Origin of the sequence: Arcobacter sp. CECT 8983, from assembly GCF_004118855.1 — a bacterium.
Lineage (GTDB): Bacteria > Campylobacterota > Campylobacteria > Campylobacterales > Arcobacteraceae > Halarcobacter.
In genome coordinates, this window is sequence record NZ_PDKF01000002.1 from 50,689 (window position 1) to 67,104 (window position 16,416).

Here is a 16,416-nt window from a genome sequence, read left to right on the forward strand (position 1 = left end):
TAATCTAAAGCTTTTTAAACTTAATAATAAATTTTGCACCTTTATACTTTTTCCCTTCATACTCAAACTCTTCATTCATAACATCAATTTGAGCTTTATGATGATTTACTAAAATATCATGGGATAAAGAAAGACCAATTCCTGTTCCTACACTTTGATGTTTTGTTGTAAAATATGGTTCAAATATTCTTGGAAGAATCTCTTTATTTATTCCTCCTGCGTTATCTTTTATTTCTACAGTTAAGCCACTTTGGGTTTTTTTTGTAGAGATTAAAACTATTCTATGCATATCATTAGCTAATCTTTCTTTTATAGCATCAACAGCATTATTTATAATATTTAAAAAAGATTGTACTAACTCATTTTTATAACCATATATTCTTAAATCTGCTTCAAAATCAGTTATAACTTCTATATGATTATTTTTTAAACTTGCTTCATTTAAAGAAAGTGTTTTATTTAGAATATAAACTATTGTTGCTTCTTCTCTTTGTTTATCATCTTTTATATAAGCTCTAAAATCATCTATAGTTTCTGATAAATATTTTGATTGACTAATAATTGAATCCATTGCTTTATTAAAAGTTTTATCATCTAATAAATCTAACTCTTTTTGAAGTTTTACACCACTAGCATTTGTAGTAATTACCGTCAAAGGTTGTCTCCATTGGTGTGCAATATTTCCAATCATTTCTCCCATTGAAACTAACTTTTCCTGAGATTGCATATTTTTAACTTTCGTTATATCTCTTGTTGTTAAGATTAGTCTCTTTTTATCACTCATTAAAGCTATATTTAGACTTGATAATAGTGTCTTACCACCTTTTACAATACATCTTTTTTCAAAGTTCTCTATATGTCCATTTTCAAAGACTTCTTCTAATGCCTTCTTTGTAGCTTCAATATCTTCTTCAAAGGTCAATTCTAAACAACTTTTTTTAAGAAGATCTTCTTTTTTGTAACCTGTCATATTTAAATAAGCATCATTGAAATTTAAAAAGTTTGTCTCTAAATCTACTATTGCAATAGCATCATTTGAGTTAGAAAATATTTTCTCGAACTCTTCTTTTTGTTGTTCAATTTTCTTTTCTGCTTTTTTTTGTGAAGTAATATCAGTATGAAAACCTATCATTCTTATTGGATTATTATTTTCATCAAATATTGTTTTAGCACGGTCTAGAATCCAAACCCAGTGACCATCTTTGTGTCTGATTCTATGAATGTTTTCATAATACTCTGTTATTCCATTTAGAGTATCTTCTATATCTTTTTGAACCTTTGATAAATCCTCTTTATGAATTTTTGATATTAAGGCTTCAAAATTATTCTCTAATTCATTATCTTTAAAGCCTAACATCTCTTTCCATGTTTTTGAAAATATGACTTCATTTGTCTTTATATTCCAATCCCATAAGCCATCTTTTGTGGTATCCATTGCTAATTCAAATCTTTCATTTGTTTCATGAAGTTTTTTGTTAGTCTCTTGAAGTTTTATTGTTAAATGTTTTTTCTGTTTTAACAAATATATTAAAACTACAACCCAAACTATTAGAAGACCCATACAGGCTAAAAATATATTTGTAATATTTTGTTTTGATTGTTCTATTTGAGCAGTTTGAATCTTTACTTGCTGTTCTAAACTTTTATTAAAATATTTTACTGCATATTTATCTTTGTATTTATTAACAATTGAAAAGAGTAGTTTTTGGTTATTATAAATTATTGGAAAAGAGTAAACTTCTACTTTCTCTATCTTTTCATTTGCAAGCTTATGTTTAAAAATAAAATAGTTTCTATTCTCTTCTTTTGCCTTTTGCATCTCTTCTTGTACTTGTTCTTTTGAAAAAGTATTTATGTCTTTTATATTTAATGATTTTAGTTGAGAAAGTTTCATTCCATAAAACTTTGCTGCAAACTCATTTGCTTGAACTATTTTTCCATTTTTGGGGTTTATTATAAGTATCGTCGTATTATTGTTATTTAAAAAAGAACCTAAACTTATGTGATCAGAAAAAAGGATGCTAATAAAAAGGAAATTAAATAATAATATCTTTTTCACAAGTTTTCCCTTCATTGAGTGTTTATAAATTATAGTTAATGAAAACTAAATATTTGTTTCTTTTTTAAGAAAATAAATTCAAATCATAAAATTTTGTAACACAAAAGTATTATTTTAGTTCCTTTAATTCCTAATTTTATTAATTATGTGTTAAAAAAACATTTGTATAATCCTGCCATGAGATTTATTATATTTGCAACAATGTTTATAAGTGTTATGGCACTTCTTAGTTTTTTAATATCAAGAAGATTTATCGCAAAACTTCACTTTTCTAAAAAAACAAAAAACTATCTAAATATATTTTTAATAATAAACCTTCTAGGGATAATAGCTTATATGCTTGTAAGATACAATCCAAGTGTTCCAAACTGGGCATACTTTCTTTTATCAATACCAATTGGTATTATCTTTCTTCTTTTTATAGCAACTATTTTCTACGAGATTTTTGCCCTTTTAATTAACAAATCAATTAAAGATGAAAAAAGAAGAGACTTTTTTAAAAAAAGTTTAGATGTAGGTGCAGTTGCTCTTGCTGGCGGGATAAATGCAAAAGCAATGTATAATGCAAAACATATAGAACTAGAAAAAGTTGAAGTTAAAATAAAAAATTTAAAACAAAAATATAAAATAGTTCAACTAAGTGATATTCACATTGGTGGGCTTGTAGACAAAAAATTTATTCATAATCTTGTATTAAAAGTTAATAGTTTAAATGCCGATATAATTGTTATTACAGGTGATTTAGTTGATACAAAAATGAAGTATGCGAAGGCTGCTTTAGATGAACTGAAAAATCTAAACTCAAAGTATGGAACATACTTTATTGTTGGTAACCATGAATATTTCCATGATGTTGCGGCAATTATAAAATATGTAAACTCTTTGGGAATAAAAACACTAGAAAATGAGAATGTTTATATTGGAGAAGAAGATAAAGGATTTTATTTAGCAGGTGTTTATGATATATTTGGAAATAATATTAATGCCTACATGCCTGATTTGAAAAAAGCATTGCAAGGAACAAAAGATTTTCCTAAAGTATTATTAGCACATCAGCCAAAATATATAAAAGAAATAGACCAAAAAGTTGATTTAATATTAAGCGGACATACCCATGGAGGGCAAATAGCACCTTTCAATCTTCTAGTAAGACTTCAACAACCTTATATAAAAGGCTTACATAAGCATAATGAAAACACACAAATATATGTTAACAAAGGGACTGGTTTCTGGGGTCCTCCAATGAGATTAGGTGCTAGTTCAGAGATTAGTGAAATAACAATTATTCCAGCTTAAAAAAGAGCTTTTAAAGCTCTTTCATCTTTAATTTCTATTTTTCCTTTTTTATTTTCTAAAATACCCTCTTTTTTAAGTTTAGCTAGTTTTCTTGATAAGGTTTCTTGCCTTATATTTAAAAGCTCTGCTATTTTTATTTGTTTTATTGCATTTATTTCAGCTTTATTATCATAAATAAACTTTGCTATTTTTGCATCTACATCTTCAATCATATTTGTACTAATAAATAGTTCTAAGGCTTTTATTTTTTTTGTTAATGATTTTATAAAAATCAATAAAAACTCATTTTTTTGTAAGAAGTACTCTTCAAACTTTTTATAATCTATAAATATAATTTTAGAATCCATTTCACATCTACAATTTGCAGGGTAAGGAATATTTTCATAGTTTGCAAGCTCTGCTATAAAAGAAGATGCTTTTATATTATGAATGGTTATCTCATTATCTTTAAAATCATGTCTATAAATTTTTACACATCCGCTAAGTAAAAGCAATAAATATTTTGATTCATCACCTTTATAGAAAACTAATTCATCCTTTGAAAACTTCTTTTCAAAACTAATACTTTCTAAAACCTCTAAATCTTTTTGGCTTAAGCCATCAAATAAATAAAACTCTTTTAACTTGCTCATTATCTTGATTCCAATCAATGCTTTATTTCTTATTTTATGCAAATATTTTGAAAATAAATTTAAAGAGGTATTTATGTTAATAAATAAAAATGATTTACCCCTAGTTGCCGAAGATTTTATGAATGACGTTCATTATGAAGATGTTGATATTATAAATGATTTATATGAGAAATTACTAAAATATATTGAAACAGAAACAAAAGAGAATAAAAATATTGTTATAGATGCTTTTCAAGACTGGTATGACCATACTGTTTCACACTTCAAAGGAGAAGAAGACAAAATGCTTGAGCTTAATTTTCCTCCTTATATGATGCACAAAAGCGAGCATGAAAAATGTTTAGAACAAATGAGACAGGTACTAGATTATTTTATTAAAAACAATGATAAAGAATTTTTAAAAAGTTATTTAGAAATAGATTTAGTTAACTGGCTAATAAATCATATTCAAACAATGGACACGGTAACAGCAATGTTTTTCAAAACTGGAATGAGTCCTTGTAGTGCACATTAAACAATATGACTATTGAAAAATTTGATTCTGAGATAAAAACATTAAAAAAGTTTTTTGAATATTATTGTCAAAATAAACATGAACATAATAGCTTACATACAAAAAGTGTTGTTTATAAAGAACATACTTTTGTATATGAATTTGATGTTTGCCAAGAGTGTATACAAGATATTAACTATAGTATAAATAAACTAGAAAATTGTGTACATGAAGAAAAACCAAGATGTAGAAATTGTCCATCACCTTGTTATGAAAAAAGTATGTGGAAAAAAGTTGCGAAAGTAATGAGATATGGAGGAATACATTTCAAATTTAACTCTATAAAAAACTCTTTTTTCTCATGACTTACCTTTACTTTTTAAATAACTAAATCCTTCTATTACTATTAAAGATATTATTACTGTAACAGTTAAGTTAAAAAACAAATCCAACGTAAAGAAATCAAACATAACAAATACCTTGATTGATTATTTTTACAAATTTTATCATAAGAGTGTCTCAAAACTGTCTCAATGAGATTTAATATTTATTATTTTTGACTAATTACTAGAAATATTATTAATTTTGTGTATTTTATATTAATATTTTATACAATTAGTGAAAATTAAGCTTTTTATAAACAAAGCTTTTAAAAATTTTAAGTAAAATAATTACTTATTAGTAATTTTATTATTATTCTTACTAATTGATTAGGAGCATGCATGAAAAATCTAACCATAAAGAACAAGCTACTTATAATAGTAATCTCAACTATTATAACTGTTTCGATTATTTTAGCTATTGAAGCTATATATTCGATTAACCACATAAGTAAGCAGAATATTGAAAAATATACAAAAGATGCTTACAAAAATAAAGAACTTAACTTAAAAAATTATGTTTCTTTAGCTATGAATACCCTTAAAGATGAATACGATAGTATGAAATCAGAAGGACTTAGTGAAGAAGAGGCAAAACAAAATGCCCTTAAGGCTATTGAAAAAATTAGATATGGAAAAGAAGGATACTTTTGGATTAATGACCTTGACTTAAATATGTTAATGCATCCAGTATCTAAATCATTAGTTGGAAGAAATGTATCTGACGTGAAAGACCCAGAGGGTAAATTCTTTTTTAAAGATATTAAGAAACTTGCAAAATCAAAAGGTACTGGTCTAATTACTTATGTATGGAATAAACCAGGATATGATAAACCACAACCTAAATATACTTATATTGAAGTATTTAAACCATGGGGATGGGTTATTGCTACTGGAAGTTACCTTGATGATGTAGAAAAAAGTGTAGCGCAAATGGAAGCTTCTTCACAAAGTGATACAAAAGATGCTATTTTATTTATTTCAATTGGTGTGATTATTCTTACTATAGTTATTTCATCTATTGTTATACTTATTGCAAATAAAATGATTGTTAAGCCACTTTCAAAACTAACAGGAACAGTAAAAGCTCTTACAAAGTTTTCAAGTGCGGATCAAAAAATTAATATTGATTCAAAAGATGAAATTGGTGATTTAGCAAGATACTTTAATGAATATCTAGAATCAATTAGAAGAGTTACTGCGCAAGATCAAAAGATTGTTGAAGAGAGTGAAAAAGCAATTGAAATGGTTAGAGCAGGTTTCTTTGCTTATAAAGTAGAAAGTAATACAGAAAATAGATCTACAAATGACTTAAAAAATACTATTAATATTTTAATTGACGAATTTAAAGAACATCTAGGTCAAGTTAACAATGCTTTAAATGAGTACTCAAAAGGAAACTTTGAATATGACTTTGAAGTTAAAAATGTAAGTGGTAACTTAGGTTCAGTTGTTAGAGGAACAAAATCTATTGGAGATAATGTATCAGAAATTTTAGCAACTATTATGACAAGTGGTGAAAAACTTGCAAACAATATTGAGATTCTAACTTCTTCTGCTACATCTTTATCAGATTCTGCAAATGCACAAGCTGCTTCATTAGAAGAGACTGCTGCTGCTGTTGAAGAGATTAACAGTAATATCCAAAATAGTACACAAAATATGGATAAAATGAAAGAACTTGATGATGTAGTTATGAACTCTGCTCAAAAAGGGCAACAATTAGCTCATCAAACTGCAACTTCAATGGATGAGATTAATACAGAAGTTGAATCTATTGCAGAAGCAATTACAGTTATTGATCAAATTGCATTCCAAACAAATATTTTATCACTAAATGCGGCTGTTGAAGCAGCAACGGCAGGGGAAGCTGGTAAAGGTTTTGCAGTAGTTGCAGGGGAAGTAAGAAATCTAGCTAGTAGATCAGCTGAAGCAGCTAAAGAGATTAAAAACTTAGTTGAAAAAGCAACTTCAAAAGCTAATAATGGTAAAAATATTGCAGATACAATGATTCAAGGTTATGATGAACTTCAAAATGCGATTGTTCAAACTAAAGAAATAATTGATAATGTGGCAAATGCTTCAAAAGAGCAAGGATTAGGGATTGCACAAATTAATGATGCAATTACTATCTTAGATAAAAACACTCAAGAAAATGCAAGTGATGCTACTAGTATTGCTTCATTAGCAAGTGAAGTTAAAAACTTATCAAACAACCTTATCTCTGTTGCTAGAAATGCTAAATTTAAAGACTCTGCTAGAAAACAAATAGCAGATATAAATTTAGTACATGAATTAAATAACTTAAAATTACAACATATTCTATTCAAAGAAAATAACTTTGCTAGAATTACAGAAAACACAAAAATTACTGTAGTTGATGAAACTCAATGTAATCTAGGAAAATGGATTATCAAAAGTGAACAAGAAGGTAAACCATTTACAAAAACTGCAAACTGGCAAGCACTTAAAGATGCACATAAAAGAGTTCATGGTGGAGTTCAATGCTTCTTAGATAAGAACTTAGAACATGCCTCAAATGATAAATTAATAGAAATTGGAAATAATGTTGAAACTGCAACAGCTGAAGTATTTAAAACACTTGATACTGTAAAAGTAGAAAACGCTAATTTATAAAAAGAAGGACTAAAATGAAAAAAATTGCAATTATTGATGATGAAACTTCAATCTTAGATATCTTAGAAAGATTTTTATCAAGAAAAAACCTTTTTGATATTCATACTTTTGAAAATCCACTTACTGCACTAGATTCAATCCAAAAGAATAATTATGACTTAATTCTTTGTGATATCATGATGCCTCAAATGAATGGTATTGAGCTTGTAAAAAAAATTAGAGAAATAAAACCAACTCAAAAGATAATTATGATTACTGCTTTTTCAACAGAAGATAAAATGATTGAGTGTGATGGTATAGGAGTTGATGACTATTTAACTAAACCATTTATCTCTATGAGAGATGTAGAAAATAAAGTACTAGATGCTATAAACTTATAAGAGGAAGAAATTCTTCCTCTTATTTAATTTCAATTGATTTTTTACTATTTTGTTCCTCTTTTTTAGGAATAATTACTTCTAAAACTCCATTGTCACTTCTTGCTTCAATGTTTTCAATATCTATATTTTCTGGAAGAGTAAAGCTTCTTGTAAACTTACCAAATGATGTTTCAACTTTATAATAATCTTCTTCTTTTATTTCATCTTTAGTTTTTCTTTCACCAGAGATAGTTAGTATATCTTTACTAATGTCAACTTTAATATCTTCTTTTTTTACCCCTGGTAAATCTACATCTATATGATAAGCACTTTCCCCTTCTCTTGTATTAACAATAGGAACAAAGCCATTTACTGACTCATTATTACTTGGGTAGTTATAAAAACTTCTTTCTAAATCTTTAAATTGTTTAAATGGATCAAATTTTGTTAGTAGCATTTTGACTCCTTTATTTAAATTCTTGATAATCTTCTTATCAAGTTAATGAAATTATATCAAATATTTTTAGCACTTGTCAAGAGCTAGTGCTAAAAATATTAGCAATTTGATATAATTAGTGCTAATTAGCTACTGCAATAAATGTTGTTAATATTGTTAATAAATATATTGTTAAAACTATTACATAATCTTTTTTATTAGTATTAATATTATTCATTTTTCTCCCTTTCAATAGGAGAAAAAGTCTCCTATTAATTTATATTGTTTTTATACGTTTGTTTCCTCATATCATCGGATGACATATATATTTTCCCTTTTTAGTTTTTTTAGACATAAAAAAAGGGGAAGAAGCAAAAAGCTTCTTCCCCTTTGAAATAGATTTTAAAGTTTTTTAATTTCTATTATTCGGCGAATTTAGCCTTTTTTGCTGCTCTTTTTCTAACTGTTGGATCAAGTTCTCTTTTTCTAACTCTTACACTTATAGGAGTTACTTCAACAAGTTCATCATCCTCGATCCACTCTAAAGCATTTTCTAAGGACATCACTCTTGGTGGAACTAGTTTGATTGCATCATCAGCACCCGAAGATCTAACGTTTGTTAATTGTTTCCCTTTAATTGGGTTAACGTCTAAGTCATTAGATTTTGCGTGTTCACCGATTACCATTCCATTATAAACCTTATCTTGAGGTTTAATATACATTACACCTCTTTCTTGTAAGTTAAAGATTGAATAACCTAATGCTTCACCATTTTCCATAGAAACTAGTGCTCCATATTTTCTAGACTCAACTGTTCCAGAATGTGGTCTAAACTCTAAGAATGAGTGGTTCATAACACCCTCACCTTTTGTATCAGTTAAAAACTCTGTTCTAATACCAATAAGACCTCTTGCAGGAATTTCAAATTCTAATCTTGTAAATCCAGCACCCATAGGTACCATATTTGTCATATTAGCTTTTCTTTTTCCAAGTTTTTCAATAATTGTTCCAGAATAATCATCTGGAGTATCAATTACTAGGTGCTCAAATGGCTCCATAGTTACACCATTTTCTTCTCTAGTAATAACTTCAGGTCTTCCAATAGAGAACTCAAAACCTTCTCTTCTCATATTCTCAGCTAAAATAGTAATTTGAAGTTCACCTCTTCCGTTAACTTTAAATTTACCCTCACCAATTTGCTCATAATTCATTGCAATATTAGTGTTCATTTCAGCTGCAAGTCTTTCATCAATTTTATTTGAAGTTACATACTTACCTTCTGTTCCTGCTAATGGAGAATCATTTACAGCAAAAGTTACAGAAAGAGTTGGCTCTTCAATGTGCATTGGATCTAGTGGCATTGGATTTGCAGGATCGCAAAGAGAGTCACCTACATCAATAGTTTCAAATCCAGCCACAGCACAGATATCACCTGCACCAGCAGTTTTTATTTCAATTCTTTCTAAACCTTTAAAACCAATAAGTTTAGTTACTCTACCTTTAAGTTTTTCACCATCTGCTTTACATAAAAGAACTGTTTCACCTTGAGAAATAGTTCCATTAAAGATTCTTGCAATACCAATTTTTCCAATGAAGTTATCATAATCAAGAGTAAATACTTGTAATTGTAAACCTTCTTCTTCACTTCCCTTTGGCTTTGGAACTTCTGTAAGAATAGTTTCAAATAATGGTTGTAAATCTTTCTTTTCATCTTCTAATGCATGCATTGCATAACCATCTCTTGCTGCTGCATAGATTACTGGGAATTCAAGTTGCTCTTCAGTTGCACCCATTTGGTCAAATAGGTCAAATACTTCATCAACAACTCTATCAGGTTCACCCGCTGGTTTATCGATTTTGTTTACTACAACAATTGGTCTATGTCCTAATTGAAGTGCTTTTTTAACAACGAATTTAGTTTGAGGCATAACCCCTTCTTGTGCATCTACAAGTAAAAGCACAGAGTCAACCATCTTTAAAACCCTCTCAACTTCTCCACCAAAATCGGCGTGTCCTGGAGTGTCAATAATATTGATTCTTACGCCTTCGTAATCAATAGCAGTATTTTTAGAAAGAATAGTAATTCCTCTTTCTTTTTCAATATCATTGCTATCCATAACTCTTTCATCAACCTCTTGGTGAGCTGCAAAAGTACCTGATTGCTTAAGTAACTCATCAACTAGTGTTGTTTTACCGTGGTCAACGTGTGCAATTACGGCAATATTTCTAATATCTCTCATTTACTCTCTTTATGATAAATTTTCGCGATTATACTAAAATTTTGCTTAAATTTATGATAACTTAAAAAATTAGTTATAAGTAAAAAACAAAAAACACTTTTTATACTCTAAACTATTATACTATTTTATAAAAATTTAGGAATAGAAATGAACTATCAAACAATACTTGAAGAGATTAAAGAAGAAATCAAACCCTATTTAAATAAAGGAACTGTTGCTGATTATATACCTGCTTTGGCAAATGTTGAAAAAGATGATTTTGCAATGAGTATTATTGAAATAGATGGAACAGAACATCATATTGGTACATATGAAAAACTTTTTTCAATACAAAGTATTTCTAAGGTTTTTACTTTCACTTTAGCTTTAGATATTTATGGAAAAGATTTATATAAAAGAGTAGGACATGAACCATCAGGAAATCCTTTTAATTCACTTATTCAACTTGAATACGAAAAAGGGATTCCTAGAAATCCTTTTATTAATGCAGGGGCAATTGTTACAACAGACTCTTTAGTTTCTAAATATAAAGAAGATACATTTTCAACTGTTTTGGAATTTATCAAAAAAGTTTCAAATGATCAAAATATAAGCTTTGATAAAGAGATTTACAAATCTGAACTTGAAAGTGGATATAGAAACCTCGCATTAATTAATATGATGAAAAGTTTTAATAATATTGAAAATAATACACAAGAAGTAATAGAGACTTATTTTAAACAATGCTCAATAATAATGAATACAAAACAACTAGCAAAAACTATGTTATACCTTGCTAACCATGGAGTTATTCCTAACACAAACTCTGAAATCATAACCCAAGCACAAGCAAAAAGAATAAATGCACTTATGTTAACATGTGGACATTATGATGCCTCTGGAGATTTTGCTTTTCACGTAGGACTTCCTGGTAAAAGTGGTGTTGGTGGAGGTATTGTTGCTGTTGTTCCTCAAAAAATGGCAATATGCGTTTATTGTCCTAAATTAAATAAACATGGAAACTCACTAGTAGGAACAAAAGCACTAGAACTATTTACTACAAAAACAAACCTTTCTATTTTTTAAATAAAATATGAATTTTTTTTCATATTAAATTCATAAACCTTTCATTAATTAACTGTAAATTTTCAGTATTAAATGAAAGGATTATGTTTGTTATTACTTGCAATTAAAGCCATAAAAGCAAATAGGCTAAAAACATCTCTTATTCTATTAAGTTTAGTTTTATCAATTTCTTCTATTTTTCTAATCACTTCTATTTCAAATGGAGTGATTTCTATGTACTCTTCTATGTTAAAAAGTGATGGAGACATAATTATTACTCAAAAAAATATCTCTGATACTTTTTTTTCAAATGTAGATATCAAACTAATTGAAAAAATAAAAACTTTAGATGAAGTTACAAAAGCTTCGGCTCTTATAGTAGGAGCTTCAATGCTTGAAGAACTTCCTATTGTTGCCATTTATGGCGTTACAAAAAATAGATTTAAAAACTACAAACTTACAAAAGGAACTTATCCTAAAAAAAATGAAGTTCTTTTAGGAAAATCTATTTATGAAAAGTTAGATGAAAAAAATGAAATAAAACTAGCAAATAAAATATTTAAAGTTTCAGGTGTTTTTGAAAGTTCTATTGGCTTTGAAAATGGAGGTGCTGTTTTAAATATAGATGATGCCAGTAAAATCTTCAATAAAAGTGCTTCTATGATTATGGTTAACTGCAAAATTGATACAGATATTGAAAAACTTGCACAAAAAATAGAACTGTTTGATAAAAACATCCAAGCAAAATCAACTAGCAGTTTTATTGATAATTACAACCAATTTAAAATAATCAAAACCTCATCAAATGTTATTTCTTTTATCTCTTTTTGTATGGGACTTTTAACTATTGCATCAATTTTAAGTATCACTATAAATCAAAGGAAAAGTGAGTTTGGTATAAAAAGAGCTATTGGTATTTCAATGAAAAAAATCATTTTTCAAATAGTTAATGAAGCTATTATTCTAGGAGTTTTAGGTTTCTTTATGGCTTTAATACTTTCAAATCTTGCACTATTTCTTATAAAAAACAACTCATTTTTACAAGGATATGTTAATGGTGAGATTTCATTAGATATTACTATTTTTATCTTCTTTACAACTCTTACAATCTCTATTTTAGGTTCTATTTTTCCTGCTTTAAATGCTTCAAAAACAGACCCAATTGTTTTAATCCAAGGAGATAAAATATGATTACTCTAAAAAATGTATGCAAAAAGTATGATAGAGATTTTGCATTGAAAAATGTAAATCTAAATATACAAAAAGGCTCTTTTGTAGCTATTACAGGAGAAAGTGGTAGTGGTAAAACCACTTTACTTTCTATTTTATCAACTCTTCTTAAACCAAACTCTGGAGAGATTGTTTTTGAAGATACAAAATATAAAGAGATTAAAAATATTGATAAATTTAGACAAGAGAATATTGGTTTTGTTTTTCAATTTCACTATTTAATAAACTATCTAAATGTAAAAGAGAATATTCTTCTTGCAAAGGAAAAAGCTAGTGATAAAGAGATAGATGAGCTTCTTACTATCTTAGAAATCCAAAAACTAAAAAACTATTATCCAAATGAGATTTCAGGAGGTCAAAGGCAAAGAGTTGCTATTGCAAGGGCTTTAATAAACCGTCCTAAAGTGATTTTTGCCGATGAACCAACTGGAAACTTAGACTCAAAAAACTCTTTAAATGTTTTTAATCTTTTTAAAACACTTGCAAATAATGGTGTAACCGTAGTTGTAGCAACTCACGATAAAGAGTTAGCAAAACTTGCAGATCTTACACTGGAGGTAAAAGATGGACAACTTTAATATTTTTATTGAAAAACAGTTTAGAATCTCTTTACTATTTTTCTTTCTTGGACTATTTTTTGGTATTTTATACTCTATAAATTTACTTGGTGTTTTTATTGATTCAACAACATTAAATCCAGTAAATATAAGAAGCTTACATATTTCACTTATGCTTTATGGTTTTATTCCACTTATGCTTTCATACTTGCCTTTTTTACTTATAAATAAAGAAGTGGGCTCTTGTAAAGATGGGCTTTTTTATTTAAATCTATATACTATCTTTTGGTATATCTTTTTAATCTTTATGATTTCTTCACTACTTTTTGGGAACACAAGAGGTCTAGCTTTTTATGATTTTCCATATGAATTAAACTTTATTCTAAGTCTTGCTGGAGTTTTTTATATCATTGCTTTATATAAATTCATCAAGCAGTACGGAGTAAAACCTTTATGGGTTAAAGTTTCTTTATACATAGTAATGACTGCTCCTTTTGCACTTTTAGTTCTTATGAATCCTACAATTGGTCAAGTTGAAAAAACAGTTACTGGACCACATGGAGACAATACACTTGGAATGAGCTTTGCTTTAATTCCTATTTATTTTTTAATCATCAAACTTCTAAGTAAAAATGAGTTTAAAGCTAGATGGAATATTCTTTGGATAACTCCACTGTTTTTTTATATTATCTCAGTTTTTTATAGAAGTTTTATAGGGGAGTTAACTTATAACCAAGAGTGGTTTTTTCAATATCTTACTTTACTTTATGTACCACTTTTATATAGATGGTATCAAGATGCAAAAATTGAAAGGTTTGCAAAACTAGCACTTCTTATTTCTATTGCTTCTTTTCTTTTTGTAGATATTGAAGGAAATATTCTATTTATTCCAGAAATTAGATGGTTATTTCATAGAAATGATTTAATTGTAGCCCATGCCCATGTTGCTATGGGAATTTCTATTTTCTTTATGGTTATCTCTATGTTTGTTTCTCATATCAAAGAGCTTCAAACACTAAAATTTTATAGTTTTTATCTTTTTGGTCTTATAGGAATTTTCACTGTTTTATCACTAAGTGGCTTTGTTCAAGCAGGAGTTTTAAAAGCCTCTATTCATAATTTTTGGATTGCAAGAACTATCTTTGGAAGTTTCGCTTTCCTTTCAGTTTTAGCCTTTGTAAATAGGAAATTCAAACTTACAAACTTACAAAAGTATAACCTTTTTGGCTTTTTAAGTGATGGTTTAGGAGGAGTGTTTTTAATCCTTCTTGCTAGTTTTATCTATCCAAGTCTAAATTTTAGTTTTGAAGGAAAATATGAATATATCGTTTTTGTTTTTGTAAGTATGACTGGACTTATTCACTTCTTAGCTTTAAAGTATAAAGAGTATGAATCAATTCTTACAAAACTAACTGTTTTTATTCGTGTTTTTATTAGTTCCCTATTTTTCTCACTTTATACAGCAGGAACATTAGAAATTGTTGCACTATTTATATCAGCCTTTGATATTTCTATGGTGGTTTTTTATTTACTTTATTTTTATAAAAAGGAGCAGTTATGCAAAAATTAGCCCTAGTATTTTTTATTGCTTTTGAGTTATGTTATTACTTACTTATAGCACAAACAGGTATTGTTGAACATTTAGCTTCAAATATCTTTGTAATAGCACCACTTCCTATTGGAGGTGTTATTGGTTCAATATTAAGTTTTTATATTAAAACATCAAATAAAAATAAGATATTTTCATTTTTACTTATTCAATTAATAGTTAGCTTTTTTTATCCAAATTTAAACGCCATACTTCTATTTATCCTTGGAATAAGTGTTGGAGCATTAGCACCATTATTAATAAATGAACTAAAAAAAGCTTCAAATATACAATTAGGTTTTGCCCTTGCAATTTCATATGCTTTGGGAACTTTTCTTTTCACATATGATGCTTCAAAAAGAGGTTCAATTGCAATTATTTTTACTCTAATTGCCCTACTTTCATCACTTTTTTTAAATCTAAAAGAGAATAAGGATTTAACTTCTAATAACTATTCATACTCACTATTTGTGATGGTTTTATGGATTTTCCTTGATTCAACTTTGTTTGAAACACTTTCTAGAGATTTAAGTACTTCTATTTGGAGAGATGGTTTTACTTTAGAGATAATTGTTTTTCATCTAATAGGAGTTGTAAGCGCTTTTTATATAAAAATAGAAAAAACTCAAAAAGAGCTTTTAATTTTAACTCTTTTTGCTCTTTCTTATCTTCTTTATTTTTTACATGAAGCATTTATTTTATCACTTATTTACCCTTTTGTAATCTCTTTTTACAATGTAGTGATACTTCAAACTATCGTAAAAAAAGATTTAAAAACACTAGGTATTTATATGGTATTTATAGGTTGGGCTGCATCTGGTGCTGGATTATTTGTAGCTTTAGAAAACTTAACGTATTTTGTTCCAGTTATATTCTTAGTATGTATAATCAAAATCTTAGCAACACAACAATCACAAAAAAAGGAGTTACCATGGCTAAATTAATATTTATTTTACTATTTAGTGGGCTTTTATGCGTAGTAAATGCGCAAGATTTGAAATTCGTAGATGGAAAAATAAAAGCCCATACTGAGGTTTTTGGAGATAGTAGTATTAATCCATATACTAAAGATATTTATTCACATTTATCCATTGATAATAGTATTGATTCCCTAAAAGGAACTATCTCTTTAAGTACTTTTTCACTTCATAGTGACAATGAAAAAAGAGATTTACATATGTATGAAACTTTACACTCTAAAGAGTTTCCTCATATCTCTTTTAGAATTGCTTCTATAAAGAAAATTGATGATGTTTTTCTAATAAAAGGATTTCTTTTCTTAAATGGTTTGGAAAAAGAAGTTAGTTCAATAGCAAAAATAGAAGATAAAAATGAGCATTTAGTTTTAGACGGAAACTTCTCTATTAAATTAACATCATTTAATCTTAAACCACCAACAATGTTTTTTCTAACGGTTAGAGATCAAATAGATATCTCTTATCATCTAGATTATATAAAAGGATAG

At 27.6% G+C, this 16,416-nt stretch carries 15 protein-coding genes; 11 read left to right on the top strand and 4 right to left on the bottom strand.

Going from position 1 to position 16,416, the window contains the following annotated elements; translation table 11 throughout:
• Nucleotides 1-4 precede the first annotated feature (4 nt).
• A complete protein-coding gene (locus CRV01_RS00305) occupies nucleotides 5-2,059 on the bottom strand; it encodes a PAS domain S-box protein (RefSeq protein WP_164969991.1) in 2,055 nt (684 codons plus the stop codon).
• A gap of 177 nt (nucleotides 2,060-2,236) precedes the next feature.
• On the opposite strand from CRV01_RS00305, the gene CRV01_RS00310 reads away from it, so the two are divergent.
• Nucleotides 2,237-3,355: a metallophosphoesterase gene (locus tag CRV01_RS00310; protein WP_129005916.1), complete on the top strand. Its 1,119-nt coding sequence runs from the start codon at nucleotides 2,237-2,239 to the stop codon at nucleotides 3,353-3,355.
• On the opposite strand, the gene CRV01_RS00315 is transcribed toward CRV01_RS00310, so the two are convergent.
• On the bottom strand, nucleotides 3,352-3,987 hold the full coding sequence (locus tag CRV01_RS00315) for a Crp/Fnr family transcriptional regulator (protein WP_129005918.1): 636 nt from the start codon (nucleotides 3,985-3,987) through the stop codon (nucleotides 3,352-3,354). The two genes, CRV01_RS00310 and CRV01_RS00315, sit on opposite strands and share 4 nt — an antisense overlap.
• Nucleotides 3,988-4,060: 73 nt before the next feature.
• Here CRV01_RS00315 and CRV01_RS00320 point away from each other — a divergent pair, with 73 nt between their 5' ends.
• From CRV01_RS00320 to CRV01_RS00335, 4 genes are all read left to right on the top strand, one after another.
• Nucleotides 4,061-4,501: a bacteriohemerythrin gene (locus CRV01_RS00320; protein ID WP_129005920.1), complete on the top strand. Its 441-nt coding sequence runs from the start codon at nucleotides 4,061-4,063 to the stop codon at nucleotides 4,499-4,501.
• 5 nt (nucleotides 4,502-4,506) lie between these two features.
• A complete protein-coding gene (locus CRV01_RS00325) occupies nucleotides 4,507-4,845 on the top strand; it encodes a nitrous oxide-stimulated promoter family protein (protein WP_129005922.1) in 339 nt (112 codons plus the stop codon).
• Between the two features lie 357 nt (nucleotides 4,846-5,202).
• A complete protein-coding gene (locus CRV01_RS00330; RefSeq protein ID WP_129005924.1) occupies nucleotides 5,203-7,497 on the top strand; it encodes a cache domain-containing protein in 2,295 nt (764 codons plus the stop codon).
• Between the two features lie 14 nt (nucleotides 7,498-7,511).
• Entirely contained in the window at nucleotides 7,512-7,877 is a 366-nt protein-coding gene (locus CRV01_RS00335) for a response regulator (protein WP_129005926.1), read from the top strand.
• A gap of 19 nt (nucleotides 7,878-7,896) precedes the next feature.
• Here the strand turns inward: CRV01_RS00335 and CRV01_RS00340 are convergent, their stop codons facing one another.
• Entirely contained in the window at nucleotides 7,897-8,313 is a 417-nt protein-coding gene (locus CRV01_RS00340) for an Hsp20/alpha crystallin family protein (RefSeq protein ID WP_129005928.1), read from the bottom strand.
• Between the two features lie 401 nt (nucleotides 8,314-8,714).
• On the bottom strand, nucleotides 8,715-10,532 hold the full coding sequence (gene typA / locus CRV01_RS00345) for a translational GTPase TypA (RefSeq protein ID WP_129005930.1): 1,818 nt from the start codon (nucleotides 10,530-10,532) through the stop codon (nucleotides 8,715-8,717).
• A 147-nt stretch (nucleotides 10,533-10,679) separates the two neighbouring features.
• Here typA and CRV01_RS00350 point away from each other — a divergent pair, with 147 nt between their 5' ends.
• From CRV01_RS00350 to CRV01_RS00375, 6 genes are all read left to right on the top strand, one after another.
• Nucleotides 10,680-11,597, top strand: coding sequence for a glutaminase (locus tag CRV01_RS00350; RefSeq protein ID WP_129005932.1), 918 nt, complete (start codon nucleotides 10,680-10,682; stop codon nucleotides 11,595-11,597).
• An 87-nt stretch (nucleotides 11,598-11,684) separates the two neighbouring features.
• Nucleotides 11,685-12,767 (top strand): ABC transporter permease, encoded by a 1,083-nt coding sequence (locus CRV01_RS00355; protein ID WP_129005934.1) that lies wholly within the window; start codon nucleotides 11,685-11,687, stop codon nucleotides 12,765-12,767.
• Nucleotides 12,764-13,384 (top strand): ABC transporter ATP-binding protein, encoded by a 621-nt coding sequence (locus tag CRV01_RS00360; RefSeq protein ID WP_129005936.1) that lies wholly within the window; start codon nucleotides 12,764-12,766, stop codon nucleotides 13,382-13,384. Before CRV01_RS00355 ends, CRV01_RS00360 begins: the two co-directional genes overlap by 4 nt.
• A complete protein-coding gene (locus tag CRV01_RS00365) occupies nucleotides 13,371-14,933 on the top strand; it encodes a hypothetical protein (protein WP_129005938.1) in 1,563 nt (520 codons plus the stop codon). Before CRV01_RS00360 ends, CRV01_RS00365 begins: the two co-directional genes overlap by 14 nt.
• Nucleotides 14,921-15,895 (top strand): hypothetical protein, encoded by a 975-nt coding sequence (locus tag CRV01_RS00370; protein WP_129005940.1) that lies wholly within the window; start codon nucleotides 14,921-14,923, stop codon nucleotides 15,893-15,895. The genes CRV01_RS00365 and CRV01_RS00370 overlap by 13 nt, the downstream gene beginning before the upstream one ends.
• Nucleotides 15,883-16,416 carry a YceI family protein gene (locus CRV01_RS00375; RefSeq protein ID WP_129005942.1) on the top strand — a complete coding sequence of 178 codons (534 nt, stop codon included), beginning with the start codon at nucleotides 15,883-15,885 and terminating at the stop codon, nucleotides 16,414-16,416. The genes CRV01_RS00370 and CRV01_RS00375 overlap by 13 nt, the downstream gene beginning before the upstream one ends.

Bases quoted from the DNA above. Each gene is read 5' to 3' on its own strand.
- CRV01_RS00375 (WP_129005942.1), top strand. From the start codon at position 15,883: ATGGCTAAATTAATATTTATTTTACTATTTAGTGGGCTTTTATGCGTA.
- CRV01_RS00330 (WP_129005924.1), top strand. From the start codon at position 5,203: ATGAAAAATCTAACCATAAAGAACAAGCTACTTATAATAGTAATCTCA.
- CRV01_RS00320 (WP_129005920.1), top strand. From the start codon at position 4,061: ATGTTAATAAATAAAAATGATTTACCCCTAGTTGCCGAAGATTTTATG.
- CRV01_RS00370 (WP_129005940.1), top strand. From the start codon at position 14,921: ATGCAAAAATTAGCCCTAGTATTTTTTATTGCTTTTGAGTTATGTTAT.
- typA (WP_129005930.1), bottom strand. From the start codon at position 10,532: ATGAGAGATATTAGAAATATTGCCGTAATTGCACACGTTGACCACGGT.
- CRV01_RS00360 (WP_129005936.1), top strand. From the start codon at position 12,764: ATGATTACTCTAAAAAATGTATGCAAAAAGTATGATAGAGATTTTGCA.
- CRV01_RS00335 (WP_129005926.1), top strand. From the start codon at position 7,512: ATGAAAAAAATTGCAATTATTGATGATGAAACTTCAATCTTAGATATC.
- CRV01_RS00340 (WP_129005928.1), bottom strand. From the start codon at position 8,313: ATGCTACTAACAAAATTTGATCCATTTAAACAATTTAAAGATTTAGAA.
- CRV01_RS00350 (WP_129005932.1), top strand. From the start codon at position 10,680: ATGAACTATCAAACAATACTTGAAGAGATTAAAGAAGAAATCAAACCC.
- CRV01_RS00365 (WP_129005938.1), top strand. From the start codon at position 13,371: ATGGACAACTTTAATATTTTTATTGAAAAACAGTTTAGAATCTCTTTA.
- CRV01_RS00310 (WP_129005916.1), top strand. From the start codon at position 2,237: ATGAGATTTATTATATTTGCAACAATGTTTATAAGTGTTATGGCACTT.
- CRV01_RS00325 (WP_129005922.1), top strand. From the start codon at position 4,507: ATGACTATTGAAAAATTTGATTCTGAGATAAAAACATTAAAAAAGTTT.
- CRV01_RS00315 (WP_129005918.1), bottom strand. From the start codon at position 3,987: ATGAGCAAGTTAAAAGAGTTTTATTTATTTGATGGCTTAAGCCAAAAA.